The 19,425-nt window shown below is 64.7% G+C and carries 16 protein-coding genes and 1 tRNA gene; 9 read left to right on the forward strand and 8 right to left on the reverse strand.

What is annotated here, in order from left to right:
• Position 1: 1 nt before the first annotated feature.
• The 4 genes from thrC to argS are packed head-to-tail and all read right to left on the reverse strand — an operon-like array spanning position 2 to position 5,551.
• Positions 2-1,108 carry a threonine synthase gene (gene thrC / locus ABH924_RS00295; RefSeq protein ID WP_234747889.1) on the reverse strand — a complete coding sequence of 369 codons (1,107 nt, stop codon included), beginning with the start codon at positions 1,106-1,108 and terminating at the stop codon, positions 2-4.
• Complete coding sequence (locus ABH924_RS00300) at positions 1,109-2,425, reverse strand: homoserine dehydrogenase (protein WP_234747891.1); 1,317 nt, start codon at positions 2,423-2,425, stop codon at positions 1,109-1,111.
• Positions 2,418-3,896 carry a diaminopimelate decarboxylase gene (gene lysA / locus ABH924_RS00305; RefSeq protein ID WP_404496034.1) on the reverse strand — a complete coding sequence of 493 codons (1,479 nt, stop codon included), beginning with the start codon at positions 3,894-3,896 and terminating at the stop codon, positions 2,418-2,420. Before lysA ends, ABH924_RS00300 begins: the two co-directional genes overlap by 8 nt.
• A 5-nt stretch (positions 3,897-3,901) precedes the next feature.
• The gene (argS, locus tag ABH924_RS00310; protein WP_404496035.1) at positions 3,902-5,551 is read right to left on the reverse strand and encodes an arginine--tRNA ligase; all 1,650 of its coding nucleotides are present in this window, start codon (positions 5,549-5,551) and stop codon (positions 3,902-3,904) included.
• Positions 5,552-5,771: 220 nt separating this feature from the next.
• Between argS and ABH924_RS00315 the strand changes: the two genes are divergently transcribed.
• From ABH924_RS00315 to ABH924_RS00340, 6 genes are all read left to right on the forward strand, one after another.
• A complete protein-coding gene (locus ABH924_RS00315) occupies positions 5,772-6,191 on the forward strand; it encodes an FMN-binding protein (protein ID WP_284984702.1) in 420 nt (139 codons plus the stop codon).
• A gap of 4 nt (positions 6,192-6,195) precedes the next feature.
• Positions 6,196-7,068, forward strand: coding sequence for an FAD:protein FMN transferase (locus ABH924_RS00320; RefSeq protein WP_404496037.1), 873 nt, complete (start codon positions 6,196-6,198; stop codon positions 7,066-7,068).
• On the forward strand, positions 7,065-8,588 hold the full coding sequence (locus ABH924_RS00325) for an FAD-dependent oxidoreductase (protein WP_404496039.1): 1,524 nt from the start codon (positions 7,065-7,067) through the stop codon (positions 8,586-8,588). Before ABH924_RS00320 ends, ABH924_RS00325 begins: the two co-directional genes overlap by 4 nt.
• 87 nt (positions 8,589-8,675) lie before the next feature.
• Positions 8,676-8,748, forward strand: a tRNA-Arg gene (locus ABH924_RS00330).
• Positions 8,749-9,054: 306 nt separating this feature from the next.
• Complete coding sequence (locus tag ABH924_RS00335; RefSeq protein WP_404496041.1) at positions 9,055-10,071, forward strand: M4 family metallopeptidase; 1,017 nt, start codon at positions 9,055-9,057, stop codon at positions 10,069-10,071.
• Between the two features lie 33 nt (positions 10,072-10,104).
• On the forward strand, positions 10,105-10,428 hold the full coding sequence (locus ABH924_RS00340) for a protealysin inhibitor emfourin (RefSeq protein ID WP_404496043.1): 324 nt from the start codon (positions 10,105-10,107) through the stop codon (positions 10,426-10,428).
• Here ABH924_RS00340 and ABH924_RS00345 read toward each other — a convergent pair.
• A complete protein-coding gene (locus ABH924_RS00345; protein ID WP_404496045.1) occupies positions 10,425-11,393 on the reverse strand; it encodes a GlxA family transcriptional regulator in 969 nt (322 codons plus the stop codon). The genes ABH924_RS00340 and ABH924_RS00345 overlap by 4 nt on opposite strands.
• An 81-nt stretch (positions 11,394-11,474) precedes the next feature.
• Here ABH924_RS00345 and ABH924_RS00350 point away from each other — a divergent pair, with 81 nt between their 5' ends.
• The 3 genes from ABH924_RS00350 (at position 11,475) to hrpA (ending at position 16,693) form a co-directional block, all read left to right on the forward strand.
• Positions 11,475-11,642, forward strand: coding sequence for a hypothetical protein (locus ABH924_RS00350; RefSeq protein WP_404496047.1), 168 nt, complete (start codon positions 11,475-11,477; stop codon positions 11,640-11,642).
• A gap of 61 nt (positions 11,643-11,703) precedes the next feature.
• A complete protein-coding gene (locus ABH924_RS00355; protein ID WP_234747908.1) occupies positions 11,704-12,690 on the forward strand; it encodes a YafY family protein in 987 nt (328 codons plus the stop codon).
• 13 nt (positions 12,691-12,703) lie between these two features.
• A complete protein-coding gene (gene hrpA / locus ABH924_RS00360; RefSeq protein ID WP_404496049.1) occupies positions 12,704-16,693 on the forward strand; it encodes an ATP-dependent RNA helicase HrpA in 3,990 nt (1,329 codons plus the stop codon).
• Positions 16,694-16,801: 108 nt separating this feature from the next.
• Here the strand turns inward: hrpA and ABH924_RS00365 are convergent, their stop codons facing one another.
• From ABH924_RS00365 to ABH924_RS00375, 3 genes are all read right to left on the reverse strand, one after another.
• Complete coding sequence (locus tag ABH924_RS00365) at positions 16,802-17,230, reverse strand: HIT family protein (RefSeq protein ID WP_234747911.1); 429 nt, start codon at positions 17,228-17,230, stop codon at positions 16,802-16,804.
• Positions 17,227-18,405 (reverse strand): NAD(P)-dependent alcohol dehydrogenase, encoded by a 1,179-nt coding sequence (locus tag ABH924_RS00370; protein ID WP_404496051.1) that lies wholly within the window; start codon positions 18,403-18,405, stop codon positions 17,227-17,229. The genes ABH924_RS00365 and ABH924_RS00370 overlap by 4 nt, the downstream gene beginning before the upstream one ends.
• Positions 18,406-18,482: 77 nt before the next feature.
• The gene (locus ABH924_RS00375) at positions 18,483-19,337 is read right to left on the reverse strand and encodes a sulfurtransferase (RefSeq protein WP_404496053.1); all 855 of its coding nucleotides are present in this window, start codon (positions 19,335-19,337) and stop codon (positions 18,483-18,485) included.
• Between the last annotated feature and the right edge of the window lie 88 nt (positions 19,338-19,425).

Genomic DNA, 19,425 nt, shown 5'->3' on the forward strand with positions numbered 1-19,425 from the left:
CTTAGTTTTCTTCCAGTCCCAGTTCGGATGCCACGGTCACGACGTCGTTCGGCACCTTGACCGGCTGGACCTCGCTGCCGTCTTCGGTGCGGAGGGCCCACTGCGGGTCTTTGAGTCCGTGTCCGGTGACGGTGATGACAATCGTCTTGCCGGTGGGAACCTCGCCCGCAGCGTGCTTCTTGATGAGGCCGGCAACGCCTGCCGCGGAACCGGGTTCCACGAAGACGCCTTCTTTGGCGGAGAGCCAGCGGTGGGCGTCGAGGATCTCCTCGTCGGTCACCGCGTCAATGAAGCCGCCGGATTCATCGCGTGCAGCGATGGCCGTGTCCCAGGATGCAGGGTTGCCGATGCGGATAGCCGTGGCGATCGTGTCCGGTTCGGTGATGGGGTGGCCCGCCACGAACGGTGCCGCGCCTGCTGCCTGGAATCCCCACATGGCCGGCGTCTTGGTGGAGACGGCGGGAAGGGTGCCGGCGGTTGCGGACTCGAAGGGCGCGGAGTACTCCTTGTAGCCCTTCCAGTACGCGCTGATGTTGCCCGCGTTGCCCACCGGAAGGACGTGGATGTCCGGAGCGTCTCCGAGGGCGTCGACGATTTCGAAGGCACCGGTCTTCTGGCCCTGGATGCGCGCCGGGTTGACGGAGTTCACGAGGAACACCGGGTAGGACTCGCCGAGTTTGCGGGCGATGTCCAGGCAGTTGTCGAAGTTGCCGTCCACCTGCAGGAGCGTAGCGCCGTGCGCGATCGCCTGGCTGAGCTTGCCCATGGAGATCTTGCCTTCGGGGACCAGCACGGCGCACTTCAGCCCGGCGGCCGTGGCGTAGGCGGCGGCGGAGGCCGAGGTGTTGCCGGTGGAAGCGCAGACAACCGCCTTGGCGCCTGCTTCGACTGCCGCAGTCATGGCCATCGTCATGCCGCGGTCCTTGAAGGACCCGGTGGGGTTCATGCCCTCCACCTTCAGGTACACAGTGGATCCGGTGAGTTCGGAGAGCTTCTGCGCGAGGACGAGCGGGGTTCCGCCCTCGCCGAGGGTAATGACCTTCGTGGCTTCCGTTACAGGCAAACGATCAGCGTATTCGCGGATTACTCCGCGCCATTGGTGAGCCACTTAGACCCCTTCTACCCGCAGGACGGATGTCACAGAATTGATGACGTCCAGGCCCTTGACGGCCTCGACGGTTGCCGCGAGTGCGGCTTCGGATGCGCGGTGGGTGACGATCTTCAGCTCGGCAGACTCGACCTTGGAGGCGGCGTCGCGGTGGATCGTCTGGCGCATGATTTCAATCGATACGCCGTGCTCGGCAAAGATGTGGGTGATCCGGGCCAGCACGCCGGCCTGGTCGGCAACGTCGAGGCCGATGTAGTAGCTCGTGGTCGAGGCATCGATAGACAGCGCGGGCACGTAGCCCGTTGTGGTCTCGGTACGACCGGGACCGCCAAGCACCACCCGGCGGGCCGCCGAGACGAGGTCGCCCAGGACAGCCGACGCCGTCGGGGTTCCGCCGGCGCCCTGGCCGTAGAACATGAGCTGCCCGGCATTTTCGGCTTCGATGAAGACTGCATTGAACGCACCGCGAACGGCTGCAAGAGGGTGTTCGCGAGGCAGGAGGGTGGGATGGACGCGGACTGAAATGCCGCCCTCGCCGTTCGGGTTGTCGATCTTCTCAGCGATCGCCAGCAGCTTGATGACGAAGCCTGCTTCTTTCGCGGCAGCGATGTCCGCTGCGCTCACCTTGGTGATGCCTTCGCAGTAGACGTCTTCGAGGGCGAAGCGCGTGTGGAAGGACAACGACGCGAGGATGGCGGCCTTGGCCGCGGCGTCATGGCCTTCGACGTCGGCCGTCGGGTCGGCCTCCGCGTATCCGAGCCTTTGGGCTTCGGCCAGCGCGTCGGCGAACTGTGCACCAGTGCTGTCCATTTGGTCGAGGATGAAGTTGGTGGTGCCGTTGACGATGCCCAGGACCCGGGTGATGCGGTCGCCGGAGAGGCTGTCGCGGATGGGGCGCAGGATCGGAATGGCTCCGGCGACGGCGGCCTCATAGGAGAGCTGGACGCCGGCCTTGTCGGCCTCTTCGTAGAGCGTTGGACCATCCTGTGCCAGGAGTGCCTTGTTGCCGGTCACGACGCAAGCGCCGTTCTGCATGGCGGTCAGGATGAGCGAACGGGCGGGCTCGATGCCGCCCATAAGTTCGATCACCAGGTCGGCGTCCTTGACCAAGGTATCGGCGTCGGTGGTGAACAGTTCGCGCGGCAGTTCGACGTCGCGCTCTGAATCAATGTTCCGCACGGCGATGCCGGACAGCTGCAAGCGTGCGCCGGTGCGGGCCGCAAGTGCGTCGGCGTCGTCAAGGAGAATCCGCGCTACCTGGGCTCCCACGTTGCCACAGCCCAGCAGGGCCACCTTCAGGGTTCGCACTTCAGACATTCGCCACTCCCATGTCGCGGTTCAAGAGATCTTCTTCGGTTTCCCCGCGGACGATCAGCCGGGCGGATCCATTGCGCACAGCGACAACGCCAGGCCTGGCCAGATAGTTGTAGTTGCTTGAGAGGGCCCAGCAGTAAGCGCCGGTTCCCGGTACAGCGAGCAGATCACCGGCTGCCACGTCTTCGGGCAGATATACATCTCTAACAACTATGTCGCCGCTCTCGCAATGTTTGCCCACTACTCGGGACAGTTGCGGGGCAGCGTCCGACGTCCGCGAGGCGAGAATGGCCGAATAATCCGCGTCGTACAGCACCGGACGGGCGTTGTCGCTCATGCCGCCGTCCACCGACACATAGCGGCGGGGGAACGTAACGTTTTCCTTGCCCTCGGCATCGACAGGCGCATCCACTCGAACGGTTTTCAGCGTGCCGACCTCGTACAAGGTGAAGGTGCTGGTGCCCACGATTGCGCGGCCCGGTTCAATCGAAATGCGCGGCGAGGTGATGCCCAGCTCAGCGCACTTGGAGCGTACGACGGCGGCCATCGCCTGCGCGATTTCGGCCGGCGGGCGGGGGGTGTCCACGGGCGTGTAGGCAATGCCGTAGCCGCCTCCCAGGTCCAGTTCCGGCAAGACGATGGAGTACTTCGCCTGCATCGCGGCGAGGAATCCCAACAGCTTCTCGGCTGCCAGGGCGAAGCCGTCGGGCTCGAAGATCTGGGAACCGATGTGGCAGTGCAGGCCCAGGAGTTCCACATTGGGGTACGAGGTGGCCGCAGCGACGGCTTCTTCGGCGGCCGAGAGACCGGCTGACTCAGTGGTATCCCCAGCCATTGAGAGACCGAATTTTTGGTCCTCGTGGGCCGTGGCGATGAATTCGTGGGTGTGGGCGTGGACGCCGGGAGTCAGCCGCAGCATGACCTTCGCCGTCTCGCCGCGGCCGGAGGCAATCTTGGCAAGCCGCTCAAGCTCATCGAGGCTATCCACCACGATGCGTCCAAGCTTCATGTCCAGCGCCCGGTTGATCTCGGCGTCGGACTTGTTGTTGCCGTGCAGCCCCAAATTGGCGCCGTCGATGCCGGCGCGGGCCGCGACGGCGAGCTCGCCTCCTGAGCACGTGTCCAGGCGCAGGCCTTCCTCGGCCACCCAGCTGGCCACGGCAGTGCACAAGAAGGACTTTCCGGCGTAGTAGACGTCCACTCCCCCGCAGATGTCGTCGAAGGCTGTATCAAAGGCATCCTTGAAGGAGCGGGCCCGGGCACGGAAGTCGCCCTCGCTCATGACGAAGAGCGGGGTACCGAACTGCGCCTTGAGCTCACTGACGGGAACCCCGTCGATGGCGAGTTCGCCGTCGTCGTTCCTCTGGACGCCTTCGGCCCACATCGGCGAGTGAAGCGCGTTCACGTCCTCCGGCACGGCGAGCCATTCGGGGGCAAGGGGTGAAGCTGCGGCGTTGTTGGGGCTTTGCTGCACGCCGATCACATCCGTTCCGGAGCTGAAACGCCGAGGAGTTCAAGGCCGTTGGCCAGCACCTGGCTGGTGGCGTCGTTGAGCCACAGCCGCGTGCGGTTGACGTCCTGGACGGCTTCGTCGCCGAGCGGCGAAACGCGGCAGGCGTCGTACCAGCGGTGGTAGGCGCCGGCGATGACCTCGAGGTGGCGGGCCACCCGGTGCGGTTCGCGAAGCTCCGCGGCCTTGGCCACGATGGACGGGTAGCTGCCGAGGTAGGACAGCAACTCGTTCTCGGTGGCGTGGTCCAGCAGGGACGCGTCGAAGGCGCTGTGGTCCACGCCGGCCTCGATCGCGTTGCGTGCCGTTCCCCGGGAGCGGGCATGCGCGTACTGCACGTAGAACACAGGGTTTTCGTTGCTGTTCTTCTTCAGCAGTTCCGGATCCAGTGTCAGCGGCGAATCAGCGGGGAAGCGCGCGAGCGAGTAACGCACGGCGTCCTTCCCGAGCCACTCGATAAGGTCCTTGAGCTCGATGATATTGCCGGCACGCTTGGACAGCTTGGCGCCGTTGACGGAGACCAGCTGTCCAATCAGGACCTCGATGTTGACCTCGGGGTCATCGCCCGCACAGGCGGCAATCGCCTTGAGCCGGTTGATGTAGCCGTGGTGGTCGGCCCCGAGCAGGTAGATCTTCTCCGTGAAGCCGCGGTCCTTCTTCGACAGGTAATAGGCGGCGTCGGCGGCGAAATACGTGGGTTCGCCGTTCGCACGGATCATCACGCGGTCCTTGTCATCGCCGAAGTCCGTGGTGCGCAGCCAGACTGCCCCGCCGTCGTCGAACACGTGGCCCTGCTCCCGGAGGCGGGCAACGGCGGACTCGATCGCACCGCCGTCGTGCAGTTCCTGTTCGGAGAAGAAGACATCGAAAGCCACACCGAACCCGGCCAGGGTGTCCTTGATGTCCTTCATCTGGGCCTTGTAGGCCGCGGAACGGATCACAGGCAGCGCTGCCTCGTCGGTCAGCTCGCGGATTGCCGGATGGGCCTTGAGGACCTCGTCGCCGAGTTCCCGGATGTACTCACCCGGGTAGCCGCCCTCAGGAACGCCCCGTCCGTGCAGGCGGGACAGTACCGAGTTCGCAAAAACATTCATCTGCGATCCGGCGTCATTGATGTAGTACTCAGCGGTGACGTCCGCACCGGAGGCGCGAAGGACGCGGGCAATGGAGTCGCCCAGGGCGGCCCAACGCGTGTGGCCAATGTGCAGCGGTCCCGTGGGGTTGGCCGAGACGAATTCCATGTTGACCACATGGCCTGCGAGCGCCTGGTTGGTTCCGTAGGAGCTTCCCGCCTCGACGATGACCTTGGCCAGTGCACCGGCTGCGGCTGCATCCACGGTGATGTTGAGGAAGCCCGGGCCCGCGATCTCTACGGCGGTGACGCCGTCGATCGCTTCCAGCCGCTTGCTCAGGATCGCGGCGAATTCACGCGGGTTGGTCCCGGCATGCTTGGCAAGCTGCAAGGCAATGTTCGTGGCCCAGTCGCCGTGCTCCCGGTTCTTGGGTCGCTCCACGCGCACGTCCTCGGGGAGGGCAGATTCGGAAAGCGCAAGCTCGCCGGCGGCGACAGCGTCTTTCAGGCAGGCGGATATGGCGGCTGAGAGTTCTTCGGGAGTCACCCGTCTAGCCTACCGGTGGGGCTTGCAACTGGTGGAATTCTTATGCTTAGCAATGCGCACATGCGGGCACCAGCGCGCACCCAGCCGGCGTTCAGCTTCGGCCAGTGGAGCTCCCAGACTGAACGGATAGGCTGAAATCAACGTCAAAGGTGTGATCGGCCCACGGCCCGGTAGCAATTTGCATTGACCCTTTTCGAGTCCAGTTGAAACGAGCAGAACCATGACTACGCCGCTCCGCAAGGGCCTTCTGGTGGGCGCCGCCGGCCTCTCCCTGGCCAGTTCGGTGGCAGCTTGCGCCCCCTCGGCCCAAGGCAGCACCCCGCAAAAGACCTCCACGATTTCCGGCCCGTACAAGGACGGTACCTACAGCGCGGACGGTGACTACATTTCACCCAACGGCGGTGAGACCGTGGGCGTCCAGCTGACCTTGGCCGGTGGCACTATTTCCGCGGTGGACATCACCGTCCATGCCAACAACCCCAATACCAAGGAATTCCAGGGGCAGTTCAAGAACGGCATCGCCGCGCAGGTCGTCGGCAAGAAACTGGACGAGATCAATGTCTCAAAAGTAGCCGGCTCCTCCCTGACCAGCGAAGGATTCAACAAAGCCGTGGAAACCATCAAGTCCGAGGCCAAATAGCCGCATGACGCACACGGGCTGGAGCGTTTTCAGCTTCGACGGTATCGGGACCGGATGGGAAATCTCGACGCCGGAGGAACTCCCCGAGGGGGTGCGCGCCAGCCTGCTCGGCGTCGTGGAGGACTACGACCGAAGCTACTCGCGTTTCCGGGGCGACTCCCTGCTTGCCACGCTTGCTCGTGAAGCCGGCACCGTCACCCTCCCGGCCGGGGCCAACGAACTGGGAGTGCTGTTCAGGAAGCTCTACCGCCTCAGCGACGGTGCCATGACGCCGCTCATCGGCGGCAGCCTCGAGCGCCTGGGCTACGGGGCGGACTATTCCCTGACGCCGCTCGGAAATCCAATACCGGCGCCGCGCTGGGAAGACGTCCTGGACTGGAACGGCACAGAGATCTCCGCTTCCGCTCCGGTGGTCCTGGACATCGGTGCCGCCGGGAAGGGCCAATTGGTGGACCTTGCGGCGGCGGTCCTGCACTCAGCGGGAATCACCGAGTTCCTTGTCGATGCCAGCGGCGACATGCTCCATTCCGGAGCGGAACCATTGGGCGTGGCCCTCGAACACCCATACGACCCCACCCAGGCGATCGGCGTCGTCGAACTCCACGACGGGGCGCTGTGCGCTTCCGCGGCCAACCGCCGAGCGTGGGGCGACGGACTGCATCATGTCCTCGACGGCGCGACCGGGCGCCCGATAGAGACGGTCGTGGCCACGTGGACCATGGCCGCCACCGCAATGGAAGCCGACGCCCTGGCCACGGCACTTTTCATGGTGGACCCGACGGTGCTTGAGGGAGAATTCGATTTCTCCTGGCTCAAGGTTTATTCGGACGGACACGCCGCCTATTCGGCCGGCTTCGAAGGGACACTGTTCTCATGATTGCCATCAAAGCGCGTGTGGATGCCTGGCTCGGCCATTTCACGATGTACCGGCTGATCCTCTGGGTGCTTGCCGTGCTCGCGGCGTACAGCATGGTGTTGAACGCCTTGGGCTGGATAAGCTTCGGGCTGCCTGAAATGCTGGTCCACCTCGTGCTGTGCCTGGGTCTGACGTACGCATCCAACCGCCTCGTGGCGATGCTCTTCAAGGTCCAACCGCATTCGGAGTCCTCGCTCATTACGGGCCTTCTGTTGTACTTCCTGTTCTGGCCCACTGAGCTGATTCCCTCGGTCCAGATCCTCGATCTCGCCGGAGTCGCCGTGGCATGTGTCCTCGCCTCGGCATCCAAATACGTCCTGGCCTTCCGCGGCCGGCATATTTTCAATCCCGCCGCGGCGGGCGCCTTCATCGCCGGGCTTACGGGCTTGAATATCGCTACGTGGTGGGCGGCAACTCCGGCCATGCTGTGGCTCCTGGTCCCCGGCGTGCTGCTGGTGCTGTACCGGACGCTGAAGGTGCTCATGGCCTGCGCTTTCCTCGTGGTGGCGGTGTCGGTGGTGTGCGCCGTGCTCCTGCGGGGCGGCATGACCTTCGGCCCGGCCTTGTGGCAGCCGATCTCGCAGCAGCCGCTGCTGTTTTTCGTCGGCTTCATGCTCACCGAGCCCCTCACCCTGCCTCCCCGCCGTTGGCAGCAAGTGGCGCTGGCCGTCGTCGTGGCCTTGTTGTTTGCGGTTCCTTACAACCTGGCGGGCGTCGTCGCCAATTCGCCGGAACTCGCGCTGCTCATCGGGAACTTCCTCGCATTCCTGGCCGGACAGCGGGGCGGAATCATGCTGACGTTCAAGGGTTCGCTTCCCCTGACGCCCTTCACTACCGAATTCCGTTTTGAGCCACGACGGCCCGTCCGTTTCCTGCCGGGGCAGTTCATGGAACTCAACCTTCCACACTCGCGCTCGGACGGAAAAGGACGGCGACGGGTCTTCAGCATCACCAGCCCGCCGGACTCGCCCGAGATGACATTCGGCGTCGGCACGGCGGAACCCGTCTCGGCCGCGAAGCGCGCGTTGCTCGCACTTGAGCCTGGAGAGTGCGTCCGTGGAACCGCGGTGGGCGGCGACTTTGTCTTACCGCCCGACGCCGGCAAACCCGTGCTGCTCATCGCGGCGGGAATCGGGATCGCCCCTTTCCTTTCCCAGCTCGCGTCCGGCGACTCCGAGCAAAGGGACATTGTCGTGTTGTATCTCGCCCCCAGCGCCGCCGAACTAGCCGGGAGCGATGTCCTGGCGGCCTCCGGCGCACGGGTCATCGCCCGCCTTTCGGACGGTTCGTCACCGCCGTCGTTCATGCACGACGCCGGGCGGAGCCGTATCGACGGCGACTCCCTGCGGGAGCTCGTCCCTGATGTCGCCGAGCGGGACGTGTACGTCTCCGGGTCCCCGGCAAACGTGGACACCCTTCGCTCCGCCGCCCGCCATGCCGGAGCCCGACGAATCCATGTCGACGCTTTCGCCGGCTACTGACGGCCCGCCCCCACCCGTTTTCCATTGCGGCGCGGTGACCTGCTAAGCTCGTGGACGTCCCTCCGGCAACGGACGGGAGCCCCGGATGCCCTCGTAGCTCAGGGGATAGAGCGTCTGCCTCCGGAGCAGAAGGCCGTAGGTTCGAATCCTATCGAGGGCACAACAGAAAACCCCGCCAGTTCAAGGAACCGGCGGGGTTTTTCTTTGGCTCGCCGCGTTGCCGGGATGTCGGATTCTGCTCAATCATTCGAATGGATAAATTCCGGGCCCGCGGAATCACGGGACCGGCAACTTCGGCGAAGAGAATGAACCAGCAGAATCCGACGGCGTCCAGGCCTCGCGGTGGTAGTTCGCAGACATGCCGCACAGGGCCGGCGATAAAGTCGGCGGCCGCTCCTAAGCTGTTCGTACCCGTCCAACAGGTACGAAAGGGTTAGCCGTGATTTGTTCCATCATTCCTCCCTACATGCTGCGAAGGCTGGCGGCACAGCACGAGCCCCGCCTGCGGGTGATTGCACGCGCGGCCAAGGAATCCCTGCTGCACATCAAGAACCTCCAGGCGGTCCGGGCGCTTCCGGTGCCGGTCCCTGTGCCCACGGCGCGCCAGGCGAAACCCGGTCCGCCCAAGCGGACCATCTACGACGCAGGCTCCACCGAGGCCTTGCCCGGCAAGCTCGTCCGCAAGGAGAAAGGTCCGGCGACGGGCGACGCAGCCGCCGATGAAGCCTACGACGGACTGGGCGAAACCCACGCGCTTTACGCAGGGGCGTTCAGCCGCAATTCGATCGACGGCGCCGGGCTGAAACTCGATGCCACTGTCCACTACGGCGAGCTGTACGACAATGCATTCTGGAACGGCAGCCAAATGGTCTTCGGTGACGGCGACGGCGAGATCTTCCAAAGGTTCACGAAGTCGCTCAGCGTGATAGGGCACGAGCTCGCCCATGGCGTCACCCAGTACACGGCAGCCCTCGCCTACCGGAACCAGGCCGGAGCCCTCAACGAGTCCATGTCGGACGTTTTCGGTGCGCTTGTGGAGCAGTATGCCAAAAAGCAATCTGCTGCCGAGGCCAGCTGGCTGATCGGTGAGGGCTTGTTCACCGACGCCGTCCAAGGCACCGCGCTCCGTTCCATGAAAGCACCAGGGACTGCCTACGACGACGACGTGCTCGGCAAGGATCCGCAACCGGACTCCATGGACAAGTACGTCCGCACCACCGCCGACAACGGTGGTGTCCACATCAACTCAGGCATCCCCAACCGGGCGTTCTCCCTTGTTGCTCTGGAGCTGGGCGGCAATGCCTGGGAGGCGCCGGGACAGATCTGGTACAACACGCTGACCAGCGGCTCACTGCCTGCCACGTGCACCTTCGGACGCTTCGCGAAGGCCACAGTGGCGTCGGCAGAAGAGCTCTTCGGCGCCGGTTCAAACGAGCATGACGCAGTCCATAAGGCGTGGGAAACTGTGAAGGTAAAGCTCTAGCAGCACCCTCCAGAGCAGTGGAAGCCGCAGAACATGAAAATCACTGTCCAGCGCAGCGGTGGCGTTGCCGCGATCACACGCGTCTGGACCGTGGATGCCGCCACTTCCGAAGACAAGCGACGATGGATGCCGATCGTGGAGGCCTGCCCTTGGGACCAGGTGCCATCCCGCGGTCAAGCCCGCGCACAAACGGCCGCGCAGACAGCCGGGAAAGCTGCGGGGCAAGCCGACCGGTTCATGTATTCGATCCGCGCCGGTCAACACCGGGCCACGCTTCCGGAGACCGATGTCACCGGGCCATGGCACACCCTCGTGGAGAACGCCAAGGTAGAGGGCCGGGAGACCCTCCGCCGCTAGCCAACCTCCGCCAACTGGCCACGGAAAGCCCTGCGGTACGACTGCGGGCTCGTCGCCAGGACCTTGGCGAAGTGGTGCCGCAGCAGCACGGAATGCCCGAACCCGGCTTCGCGCGCAACCTCGTCGATGTTCAGCTCCGTGGTTTCCAGGAGTTCCTGCGCCCGGAGCACCCGTTGCGAGTTGAGCCAGGCCGCCGGTGTGGCACCCGTTTCGGCCCGGAACCGGCGTGCGAAGGTCCGGGCGGACATGTGCAGCCGGGCCGCCAGTTCGTTGACACTGTGGTCCCGATCGAGGTTCTCCACCATCCAGCGCAGCAATGCCTCCATGGGCACGGAGCCGCACGTGGGCATGGGCCGGTCGATGAACTGGGCCTGGCCGCCGTCGCGGTGCGGCGGAACCACCATGTCGCGGGCAATGGCTGCTGCGACACTGGCGCCCAACTCCACCCGGACCAAATGCAGGCAGGCGTCAATACCGGCCGCAGTGCCGGCACTTGAGATGATCGTTCCGTCCTGGACGTAGAGCACATTTTCGTCCACGTGAATCTTCGGATACCTGCTGGCCAAGTCCTGTGAATAGTGCCAGTGCGTGGTGCAGCGGCGCCCGTCAAGGAGGCCAGCACGCGCAAGCGCGTACGCCCCGGAGCAGATCGACATGACCCAGGCCCCGCGCGCGTGCGCCGCCCGCAGCGCATCCAATACGGACTCCGGGACGTCCTCATCCCGTCCGTACGGGGCCATGATGACCAGGTCGGCATCGGCCGTAGCTTCCAGTCCCAGGCCGACATGCATCGACAGGCCGGACTTCATCTTCACGTCTCCAGGGACGGGAGTGCAGACCCTGAAGTCAAAACCGGGAACGCCACTCCCCCGGTCCGCGCGGTCAATGCCAAAGACTTCGCAGGCGGTCCCGAATTCGAAGATCGAGAAGTTGGGAACAACAATGATTGCCACCGTTTTCAACATAGATCCAGTGTGGCAGGAAATTGCCTAAATGGGTCGTTTCTGCCACTGTTTCTTGAAGTGCATCAGGAACACGATGGAGTCATGGAGTTCATCGGAGTTTTGCTATTCATCGTCTTCATCATCACTGCCGCCGCTTCCATCTCAGCGGTCCTTCGGGACGGCCGCGGCCACCTTCCCCCCGACCGTTCCGAGCCTTGGACCTCGCGGGATCTGCCTGACAACTCGTGCTGGACACTGCGCGCCTTCTAAACACAGTCTGTCCCCCCAACACGGACGACTTTTGTCCGCATGGTGGGCTAGATTCAATGCCATGATCCAGACGTCCGCCAGGCTGCTGCAATTGCTGTCCTTGCTGCAGGTCCGGCGCGAGTGGACTGGCCCGGCATTGGCCAAGCGGATGGGTGTCACGGAGCGCACCGTCCGCCGCGATATCGACAAGCTCCGGAACCTTGGCTACCCCATCCATGCTTCGCCGGGCATTGCCGGCGGCTACCAGCTGGGCGCCGGGGCCCAGCTCCCGCCGTTGCTGCTCGACGACAATGAAGCACTCGCGGTCGCCTTGGGGCTCAACTCCGTGGCGGCGGGTCCCGTAGCCGGCATCGGCGAAGCATCGGTGCGCGCCCTGGCCAAGCTCGAGCAGGTGCTGCCCGCACGTCTCCGCCCGAAGTTCGCGATGCTCAAGGCCGCGGTCACCACGCTGCCCAGCAACGCGGCGTCCGTAGACCCCCAGCAGCTCACGGTGGTGTCTGCTGCGATTGCGGACAAGCGACAACTCAGTTTCGACTACGTCAAGGCCGACGGCGACTCCGGCCGACGCTTGGTGGAGCCATACCGACTGGTGGACACCGGGCGGCGCTGGTACCTGGTCGCTTGGGATGTGGACCGGGAAGACTGGCGCACGTTCCGTGCCGACCGCATCGCCTCACTACCGGCTGAACGGAAAAAGTATGTACCGCGCCCCCTGCCGGCCAAGGACCTCGCGGACTACGTCCAGCGCTCCGTGACCCGCTCGCCTTACCGCTACGACGTCGTCGTGCGCCTCCATGCTCCCATCGGCGAAGTGGCCGCCGTCGTCGGCCCGCAGCTCGCGAGCTTGAGCGACGACGGCGGGAACGCCACCCTGCTACGCGCCGGCTGGGACAGCCTGGCGCAACCGGCGGCGCACCTCGCGGCGCTGGACATGGACTTTGAGATCATCTCTCCGGAAGAATTCAAGGAGTATGCCCGCACCATGGCCGGGCGATTGGAAAAGGCCGCAGGGAACCACGCAATGCAAGGCGACGCCCCGCCACAGTAGACTGTCAGCAGCCATGACACTTCATATTTCCTACCCCGCAGAGCTGCCCGTCTCCGAGCGTCGCGAGGACTTGATGGCGGCCATTGCCGCAAACCAGGTGACCATCATCGCCGGCGAAACCGGTTCCGGCAAGACCACCCAGATCCCCAAAATGTGCCTGGAACTCGGCCTCGGGGACAAGGGCCTGATCGGCCACACCCAGCCGCGCCGCCTTGCCGCGCGTACCGTTGCCGAACGCATCGCCTTCGAGATGGGCGTGGAGATCGGGCAGGAAGTGGGCTTCCAGGTCCGTTTCACCGGCGAAGTGAGCAGGGCTACCAAAATCAAGCTGATGACCGACGGCATCCTGCTGGCCGAGATCCAGCGGGACAAGCTGCTGCGCAAGTACAGCGCCATCATCATCGACGAGGCACACGAGCGCAGCCTCAACATCGACTTCATCCTGGGCTACCTCAAGCGGATCCTGCCACAAAGGCCGGACCTGAAGGTCATTATCACCTCCGCGACCATCGACCCCCAGCGTTTCGCGAAGCATTTCGGCAGCGAAGAAGAACCTGCGCCGATCATCGAAGTCTCGGGCCGGACCTACCCGGTGGAAATCCGCTATCGTCCACTGTCCCAGCCGGCCGGCGGCAGTGCCTCCGGTGAAGATGAGGACGCGTCCGACGACGAGCTTGAGGAGGACCGCGACCCCCTCGACGCAGTGTGCGACGCCGTCGACGAGCTCGCGCTTGAGGCTCCGGGAGACATCCTGGTGTTCTTCTCCGGCGAGCGCGAAATCCGCGACGCCGCGGAAGCCCTGAACGGCCGGATCCAAGCCAACCGCAGGTTGGCGGGCACGGAAGTCCTGCCATTGTTTGCCCGTTTGAGCCTGCAGGAGCAGCACAGGGTTTTCAACCCGGGCGGCAAGCGGCGGATCATCCTTGCCACGAACGTCGCGGAAACTTCGCTGACGGTGCCCGGCATCAAGTACGTCATCGACACCGGCACGGCCCGCATCTCGCGCTACTCGCACCGCACCAAGGTGCAACGGCTGCCGATTGAACGTGTTTCGCAGGCATCGGCAAGCCAGCGTTCCGGCCGCTGCGGGCGTGTCTCCGAAGGTATCGCCATCCGGCTCTATTCCGAAGAAGACTTCGAGTCCCGCCCCCCGTTCACTGATCCGGAGATCCTGAGGACCAACCTTGCCGCGGTCATCCTGCAGATGACGGCCATGGGTGTTGCCCGCGGCCCCAGAGACGTCGAGAACTTCCCCTTTGTTGAGCCGCCGGACTCCCGTGCCATCAACGACGGCGTCACGCTGCTGCGCGAACTCGGCGCCCTAAGCGCGGCGCGCATGGGCGACGGCGGCGCTCCCCCAGCCATCGACGGCGGCAACGCGCGTACCAGCGGCGGCCTGACCGCCGTCGGGCAGAAGTTGGCCCAGCTCCCGGTCGACCCCCGGCTCGGCAGAATGATTGTGGAGGCCGGAAAGCGCGGCTGCGTCAAGGAAGTCATGATCCTGGCGGCTGCTTTGACTATCCAGGATCCGCGAGAGCGCCCGAGCGACAAGCAGCAGCTTGCAGCGGAGAAGCACGCACGCTTCCGGGACGAGAACTCGGACTTCACCGGATTCCTTAACCTGTGGAACTACATCCAGGAAAAGCAGCAGGAGCTCTCCTCCACGCAGTTCCGCCGGCTGTGCAGGAACGAGTTCATCAACTACCTGCGCGTCCGCGAATGGCAGGACCTCTTCCAGCAATTGCGCCAGCTCGCCAAGCCGCTGGGCATCGCTATCGACAACAAGCGCGAGGCCGACCCCGTTGGCAACAACGAGGGAATCCACATCAGCCTGCTCTCGGGACTGCTGAGCCACATCGGCATGCTGGATGAACGCAAGCGCGAATACGCCGGAGCACGCGGCAGCCGTTTCGCCATCTTCCCGGGTTCGGCACTGTTCAAGAAGTCGCCCGCTTTTGTGATGGCCGCGGAGTTGGTTGAAACAAGCCGGCTCTGGGCCCGGGTCGCGGCGAAGTTCGATCCCTTGTGGGCTGAGCAAGTTGCACCGGATCTCGTGAAGCGCTCCTACAGCGAGCCCCACTGGTCCACCCGGACGGGCTCGGTCATGGCGCACGAGAAGGTCATGCTCTACGGAGTTCCCATCATCCCGAACCGCCGCATCAACTACGGCAGGATCGACCCCGAGCTCTGCCGCGAACTCTTCATCCGGCATGCCCTCGTAGAAGGCGACTGGAAGACCCACCACAAATTCTTCCACCGCAACCGCAGCTTGCTCCTCGAGATCGAGGAACTCGAGACGCGGATGCGCCGGAGGGACATCCTGGTGGACGACCACACCCTTTTCGAGTTCTACGACGCCAGGATCGGCAAGGACGTAGTCTCCGAACGCCACTTCGACAAATGGTGGAAGGAAGTCCGCCAGCAGGACCCCACCCTGCTCGACTTCGACCAATCGCTGCTCATCAGCGAGGACGCCGAAGCCCTGGATGATTCCGCCTACCCGAAAACCTGGCTGCACAAGGGCTTTGAGCTGCCCCTGAGCTACGAGTTCCATCCCGTGGCTCCCGGCTCGCCGCCCAATCCCTCGGACGGTGTCACAGCCGAGGTCCCCGTGCTGTTCCTCAACCAGCTCGACGACGCCGCCTTCCGATGGCAGATACCCGGCCAGCGGGTGGAGCTCGTCACGGCGCTGATCAAGTCGCTGCCCAAACACATCCGTAAGAACTTCGTGCCGGCGCCGGATGTGGCCCGGCAAGCCGCTGCTGCCTTGGAAACCGACTTCGATCCCGCCTCGGACGATCTTGAGGCCTCCCTTGAGCTGGTGCTGCGCCGTATCCGGGGACACATCATTCCTCCGGGATCGTGGAATTGGGACGCCGTTCCGGCGCACCTGCGCGTCAGCTTCAAGATAGTGGACAGCCGCGGCAAGGTGCTCGACGAAGGCAAGGACCTGGCGGCGCTCCAGGAGCAGCTGGCCCCGGCTACCCGCCGGGCCATAGCCGAATCCCTCGGGGCAACACCCGCGACGACGGCACGCGCCAACGGTCCCAAGGGCGCCCCGGGTGCCGGAGGTGCCGGATCCCCCGGCGGAAACGGCGGCGGCGGGGCAACCCCGCAGGCCGCTGGTTTCCTGTCCGAGCAAACCGGGCTCACCGAGTGGACTTTCGGAGCTATCGAACGCCAAGTGACGCGCACTGTGAAGGGGCACGATGTCACGGGTTTTCCCGCCCTCGTGGATGAGGGCAAATCCGTTGCGTTCCGCGTGTTCCAGACCCGGGCGGAGCAGGAGTCGGCAATGCGCGGCGGCGTGATCCGGCTGCTCGCCCTGCGGGTTCCCGCCCCGGACCGTTACGTCCTGGAACATTTGAACAACACGGAGAAGTTGACGTTCAGCCAGAACCCCCATGGTTCGGTGAGCGCCTTGATCGCGGACTGCGTCCTGGCGGCCATCGACAAGCTGACTCCGGCCGAACTTCCTTGGGACAAGGCGGCGTTCGATGCCCTGTACGAGCTGGTCCGTGCGGAACTGATCGACACCGTCTTCACGGTGACCGCCGTCGTCGAACGCATCTTGGGGAGCACCCGGCGGATCGAGAAGCAACTCAAGGGCAGCACGAGCCTCGCCTTGATCAGTGCGCTCAACGACATGAAGAGCCAACTGGAGCAGCTCGTGTTCCCCGGTTTTGTAGCACGGACGGGCTACGCCCAATTGAGCCAGTTGCCGCGGTATCTGGCCGGAATCGAGAAGCGCCTCGAAAAGCTTCCGAACAATGTCCAGCGTGACGGGCTGAACATGTCGGTCGTCCAGGCATTGGAGGACGACTACGACGACGCCGCCTCCGCCCTGTTGCCCGGCCGACGGGCAGGAGCTGAGTTAACACGGGTGCGCTGGATGATCGAGGAGCTGCGCGTGAGCCTTTTCGCCGTCGAGCTTGGCACAGCCTACTCGGTCTCGGAAAAGCGCATCCGGACGGTACTCAACCAGGCGCTGGCACCCGCGTAAGGGGTGCCAGCGGTTTCGCCGGGGCGTCCCGGCACAAAACAGGAGCTTGTTTCCAGCTCCGGGCCAACAGGCTGCGGAACCGGAAACAAGCCCTCGTATCCGTAGACCTCAGTCCGCCGGAACAGAGTCGCCGTGTCCGGCGGCGACGAGGCCGGCGCGGAGTTTCGCCGCATTCGCGTCGAGCCGGGCAGGGTCCGGGTTGTGCTCTACGGTTCCGAAGTCGAAATCGGCCAGGGACGTTGCCGGGAAGACGTGCACGTGGAAGTGCTCCACTTCGAAGCCCACCACGGACAGTCCTGCCCGTGGTGCGCCAAACGCCTTCACTTGTACCTTGCCGATTGTCTGCGCGACAGACATGACCTTGTTGAGGAGCTCAGGGGGGACGTCGGTCCAGCGGTCCACCTCTTTGCGCGGCACCACGAGCGTGTGGCCGTCGGTGAGCGGGGCGATGGTCAGGAAGGCCACCACGTCGTCGTCCTTCCAGACAAAACGTCCGGGAATATCGCCGTTGATGATTTTGGTGAACAGGGTGCTCATACGTCTGCCTTTTCCGAAGCGGGCTGAAGGGTCTTGGTATCGAGGACGAAACGGTATTTGACGTCGCCTGCAACCATGCGGTCGTAGGCTTCATTGAGTTGCCGGGCAGTGACGACTTCGACATCGCTGACCACGCCGTGCTCGGCACAGAAGTCCAGCATTTCCTGGGTCTCGGCAATGCCGCCGATCAACGAGCCTGCGTAGGAGAGGCGGCGCCGGATCAGCGCGCCGGGACTGACCGGAGGCATGTCGGTGGGCGGGAGCCCCAATTGGAAGAGGGCACCGTTCAGCCGCAAGGTGCGGAAGTACGGGTTCAGGTCATGCGGCGCCGCAACGGTGTCGATAATGACGTCGATGGTGCGGTTGGCGCCTTCCATGGCTTCGGGATCCTTCGAGAGGATCACGTCGTCGGCACCAAGTTCAATTGCCGCCTCGAACTTGGCCTCCGAGGTGGTGAAGACCACTACGTGCGCCCCCATGGCCTTCGCAATCTTGACCGCCATGTGGCCCAGTCCGCCGAGACCGACGACGCCCACCACGTCCCCCTCCTCGACGTCGAAGTAGCGCAGCGGCGAGTAGGTGGTGATGCCCGCGCACAGCAACGGCGCCGCCGCGGCCGGGTCAAGGCCCTCCGGCACGCGCAGCACGAAGCGGCGGTCAACCACCACCGAGGTCGAGTAACCGCCCTGGGTGACGGAGTTGCCGTTCCGCGCGTCCTTCACCCCATAAGTGCCAACGTTTCCGCGTTCGCAATACTGCTCCAGGCCTTCGAGGCAGCTATCGCACTCGCGGCAGGAATCCACCAGACAGCCGACACCCACCAGGTCTCCCGGCGCCAAGTCGTCGACGGCGGAGCCCACGCTGCGGACCCGGCCCACGATTTCGTGGCCTGGGACCAGCGGATAGCTCTGGGCCCCCCATTCGCCCCGTGTCGCATGGACATCGGAGTGGCAGAGGCCGCAGAAATCGATCTCGATCTCGACGTCGTCTTCCTTGGGAACGCGGCGGGCCACTGTCAGCGGGACAAGACCGCTGTCAGCAGAAGTGGCGCCGTATGCAGCCGCGAGGGTCGGCGTGCCCTGCGCGCCGGGTGTTGATGGGGCGGCCTCCGCTGTCTCGTCAGCCACGACGAGCGGCTTGCCAAGGGGCGGAGGAACGGGGCGTCCGGGAGTCATGCCTCGACGCTACCCCTGCGGGCTGATTCTTTGCCACTCTGGGCTGCCACGCCCTCCGGCTTCGCTGCGGCCGAGGCTCACTGACCCGGAGATCCCAGCGGCGCTGCTCCAGTGAGCACCCGGTTCGAGTCGAGCGAGGACCACTGTGAAAAGGAGCCCGGGAAGAGCGCCGCCCTGAATCCTGCGAGTTCGAGGGCAGCGATCTCGTGCGCCGCCGTTACCCCGGAGCCGCAGTAAACCGCTACCTTGCTGCCCTCGTCGATGCCGAGGGACGCAAATCTATTGCGGAGCTGGGCTGCGCGGAGGAACGTACCGTCCGGTCCGAGGTTTCCGGCTGTGGGGGCGCTCAGCGCGCCGGGAATGTGTCCCGCGCGGGGATCAATGGGTTCGATTTCGCCGCGGTAGCGCTCCCCGGCCCGGGCATCGAGAAGAATTCCGTGGTTGTGCCACTCCGCTGCCTCGTCCATGGTGATCACATCCATGTGGCCGTGTCCCAGCACCACATCGCCCGGGACCGGCGGTTGCTCGTCCTGCGCCAACGGGTAGCCGGCCGCGCGCCAGGCACCCAATCCGCCGTCGAGCAGGAAGACGGAATGGAAACCGGCGTCCCGGAGCAGCCACCACAACCGCGCCGCGGCGGTGCTGCCGCTGTCGTCGTACGCAACCACGGTGTCGCCGTCGTTAATGCCCCAGGCACGGGCGCTCCGCTGCAGCGCAGCGGTGGTCGGCAACGGGTGCCTGCCCTGGCCCTCGGCCGAGGGATCGGCGAGTTCGTTATGCAAGTCCACATAGACTGCGCCTGGAATGTGGGCCTGGCGGAAGTGCGAATGGCCGTGCGGATCGCCCAACACCCACCGAACGTCGAGCAATACAGTCCGCTGGCCCGCATCCATGCGGTCCTTGAGTGCGGTGACGTTCATGATCGTGGCCATCAAATCTCCTTCGTTTTGCTGTGTCTACCAAACGACGTCGAAGCTGCCGCCGTGCAGCTGCCGACCGGAACCAGCCTATCCTTGGGCG

The sequence above is a fragment of the Arthrobacter sp. GAS37 genome, assembly GCF_044908325.1.
GTDB lineage: Bacteria > Actinomycetota > Actinomycetes > Actinomycetales > Micrococcaceae > Arthrobacter > Arthrobacter ramosus.

Bases quoted from the DNA above. Each gene is read 5' to 3' on its own strand.
- ABH924_RS00355 (WP_234747908.1), top strand. From the start codon at position 11,704: ATGATCCAGACGTCCGCCAGGCTGCTGCAATTGCTGTCCTTGCTGCAG.
- ABH924_RS00350 (WP_404496047.1), top strand. From the start codon at position 11,475: ATGGAGTTCATCGGAGTTTTGCTATTCATCGTCTTCATCATCACTGCC.
- ABH924_RS00340 (WP_404496043.1), top strand. From the start codon at position 10,105: ATGAAAATCACTGTCCAGCGCAGCGGTGGCGTTGCCGCGATCACACGC.
- ABH924_RS00300 (WP_234747891.1), bottom strand. From the start codon at position 2,425: ATGTCTGAAGTGCGAACCCTGAAGGTGGCCCTGCTGGGCTGTGGCAAC.
- ABH924_RS00335 (WP_404496041.1), top strand. From the start codon at position 9,055: ATGCTGCGAAGGCTGGCGGCACAGCACGAGCCCCGCCTGCGGGTGATT.
- ABH924_RS00370 (WP_404496051.1), bottom strand. From the start codon at position 18,405: ATGACTCCCGGACGCCCCGTTCCTCCGCCCCTTGGCAAGCCGCTCGTC.
- ABH924_RS00315 (WP_284984702.1), top strand. From the start codon at position 5,772: ATGACTACGCCGCTCCGCAAGGGCCTTCTGGTGGGCGCCGCCGGCCTC.
- ABH924_RS00365 (WP_234747911.1), bottom strand. From the start codon at position 17,230: ATGAGCACCCTGTTCACCAAAATCATCAACGGCGATATTCCCGGACGT.
- ABH924_RS00325 (WP_404496039.1), top strand. From the start codon at position 7,065: ATGATTGCCATCAAAGCGCGTGTGGATGCCTGGCTCGGCCATTTCACG.
- ABH924_RS00320 (WP_404496037.1), top strand. From the start codon at position 6,196: ATGACGCACACGGGCTGGAGCGTTTTCAGCTTCGACGGTATCGGGACC.
- hrpA (WP_404496049.1), top strand. From the start codon at position 12,704: ATGACACTTCATATTTCCTACCCCGCAGAGCTGCCCGTCTCCGAGCGT.
- ABH924_RS00345 (WP_404496045.1), bottom strand. From the start codon at position 11,393: ATGTTGAAAACGGTGGCAATCATTGTTGTTCCCAACTTCTCGATCTTC.
- ABH924_RS00375 (WP_404496053.1), bottom strand. From the start codon at position 19,337: ATGGCCACGATCATGAACGTCACCGCACTCAAGGACCGCATGGATGCG.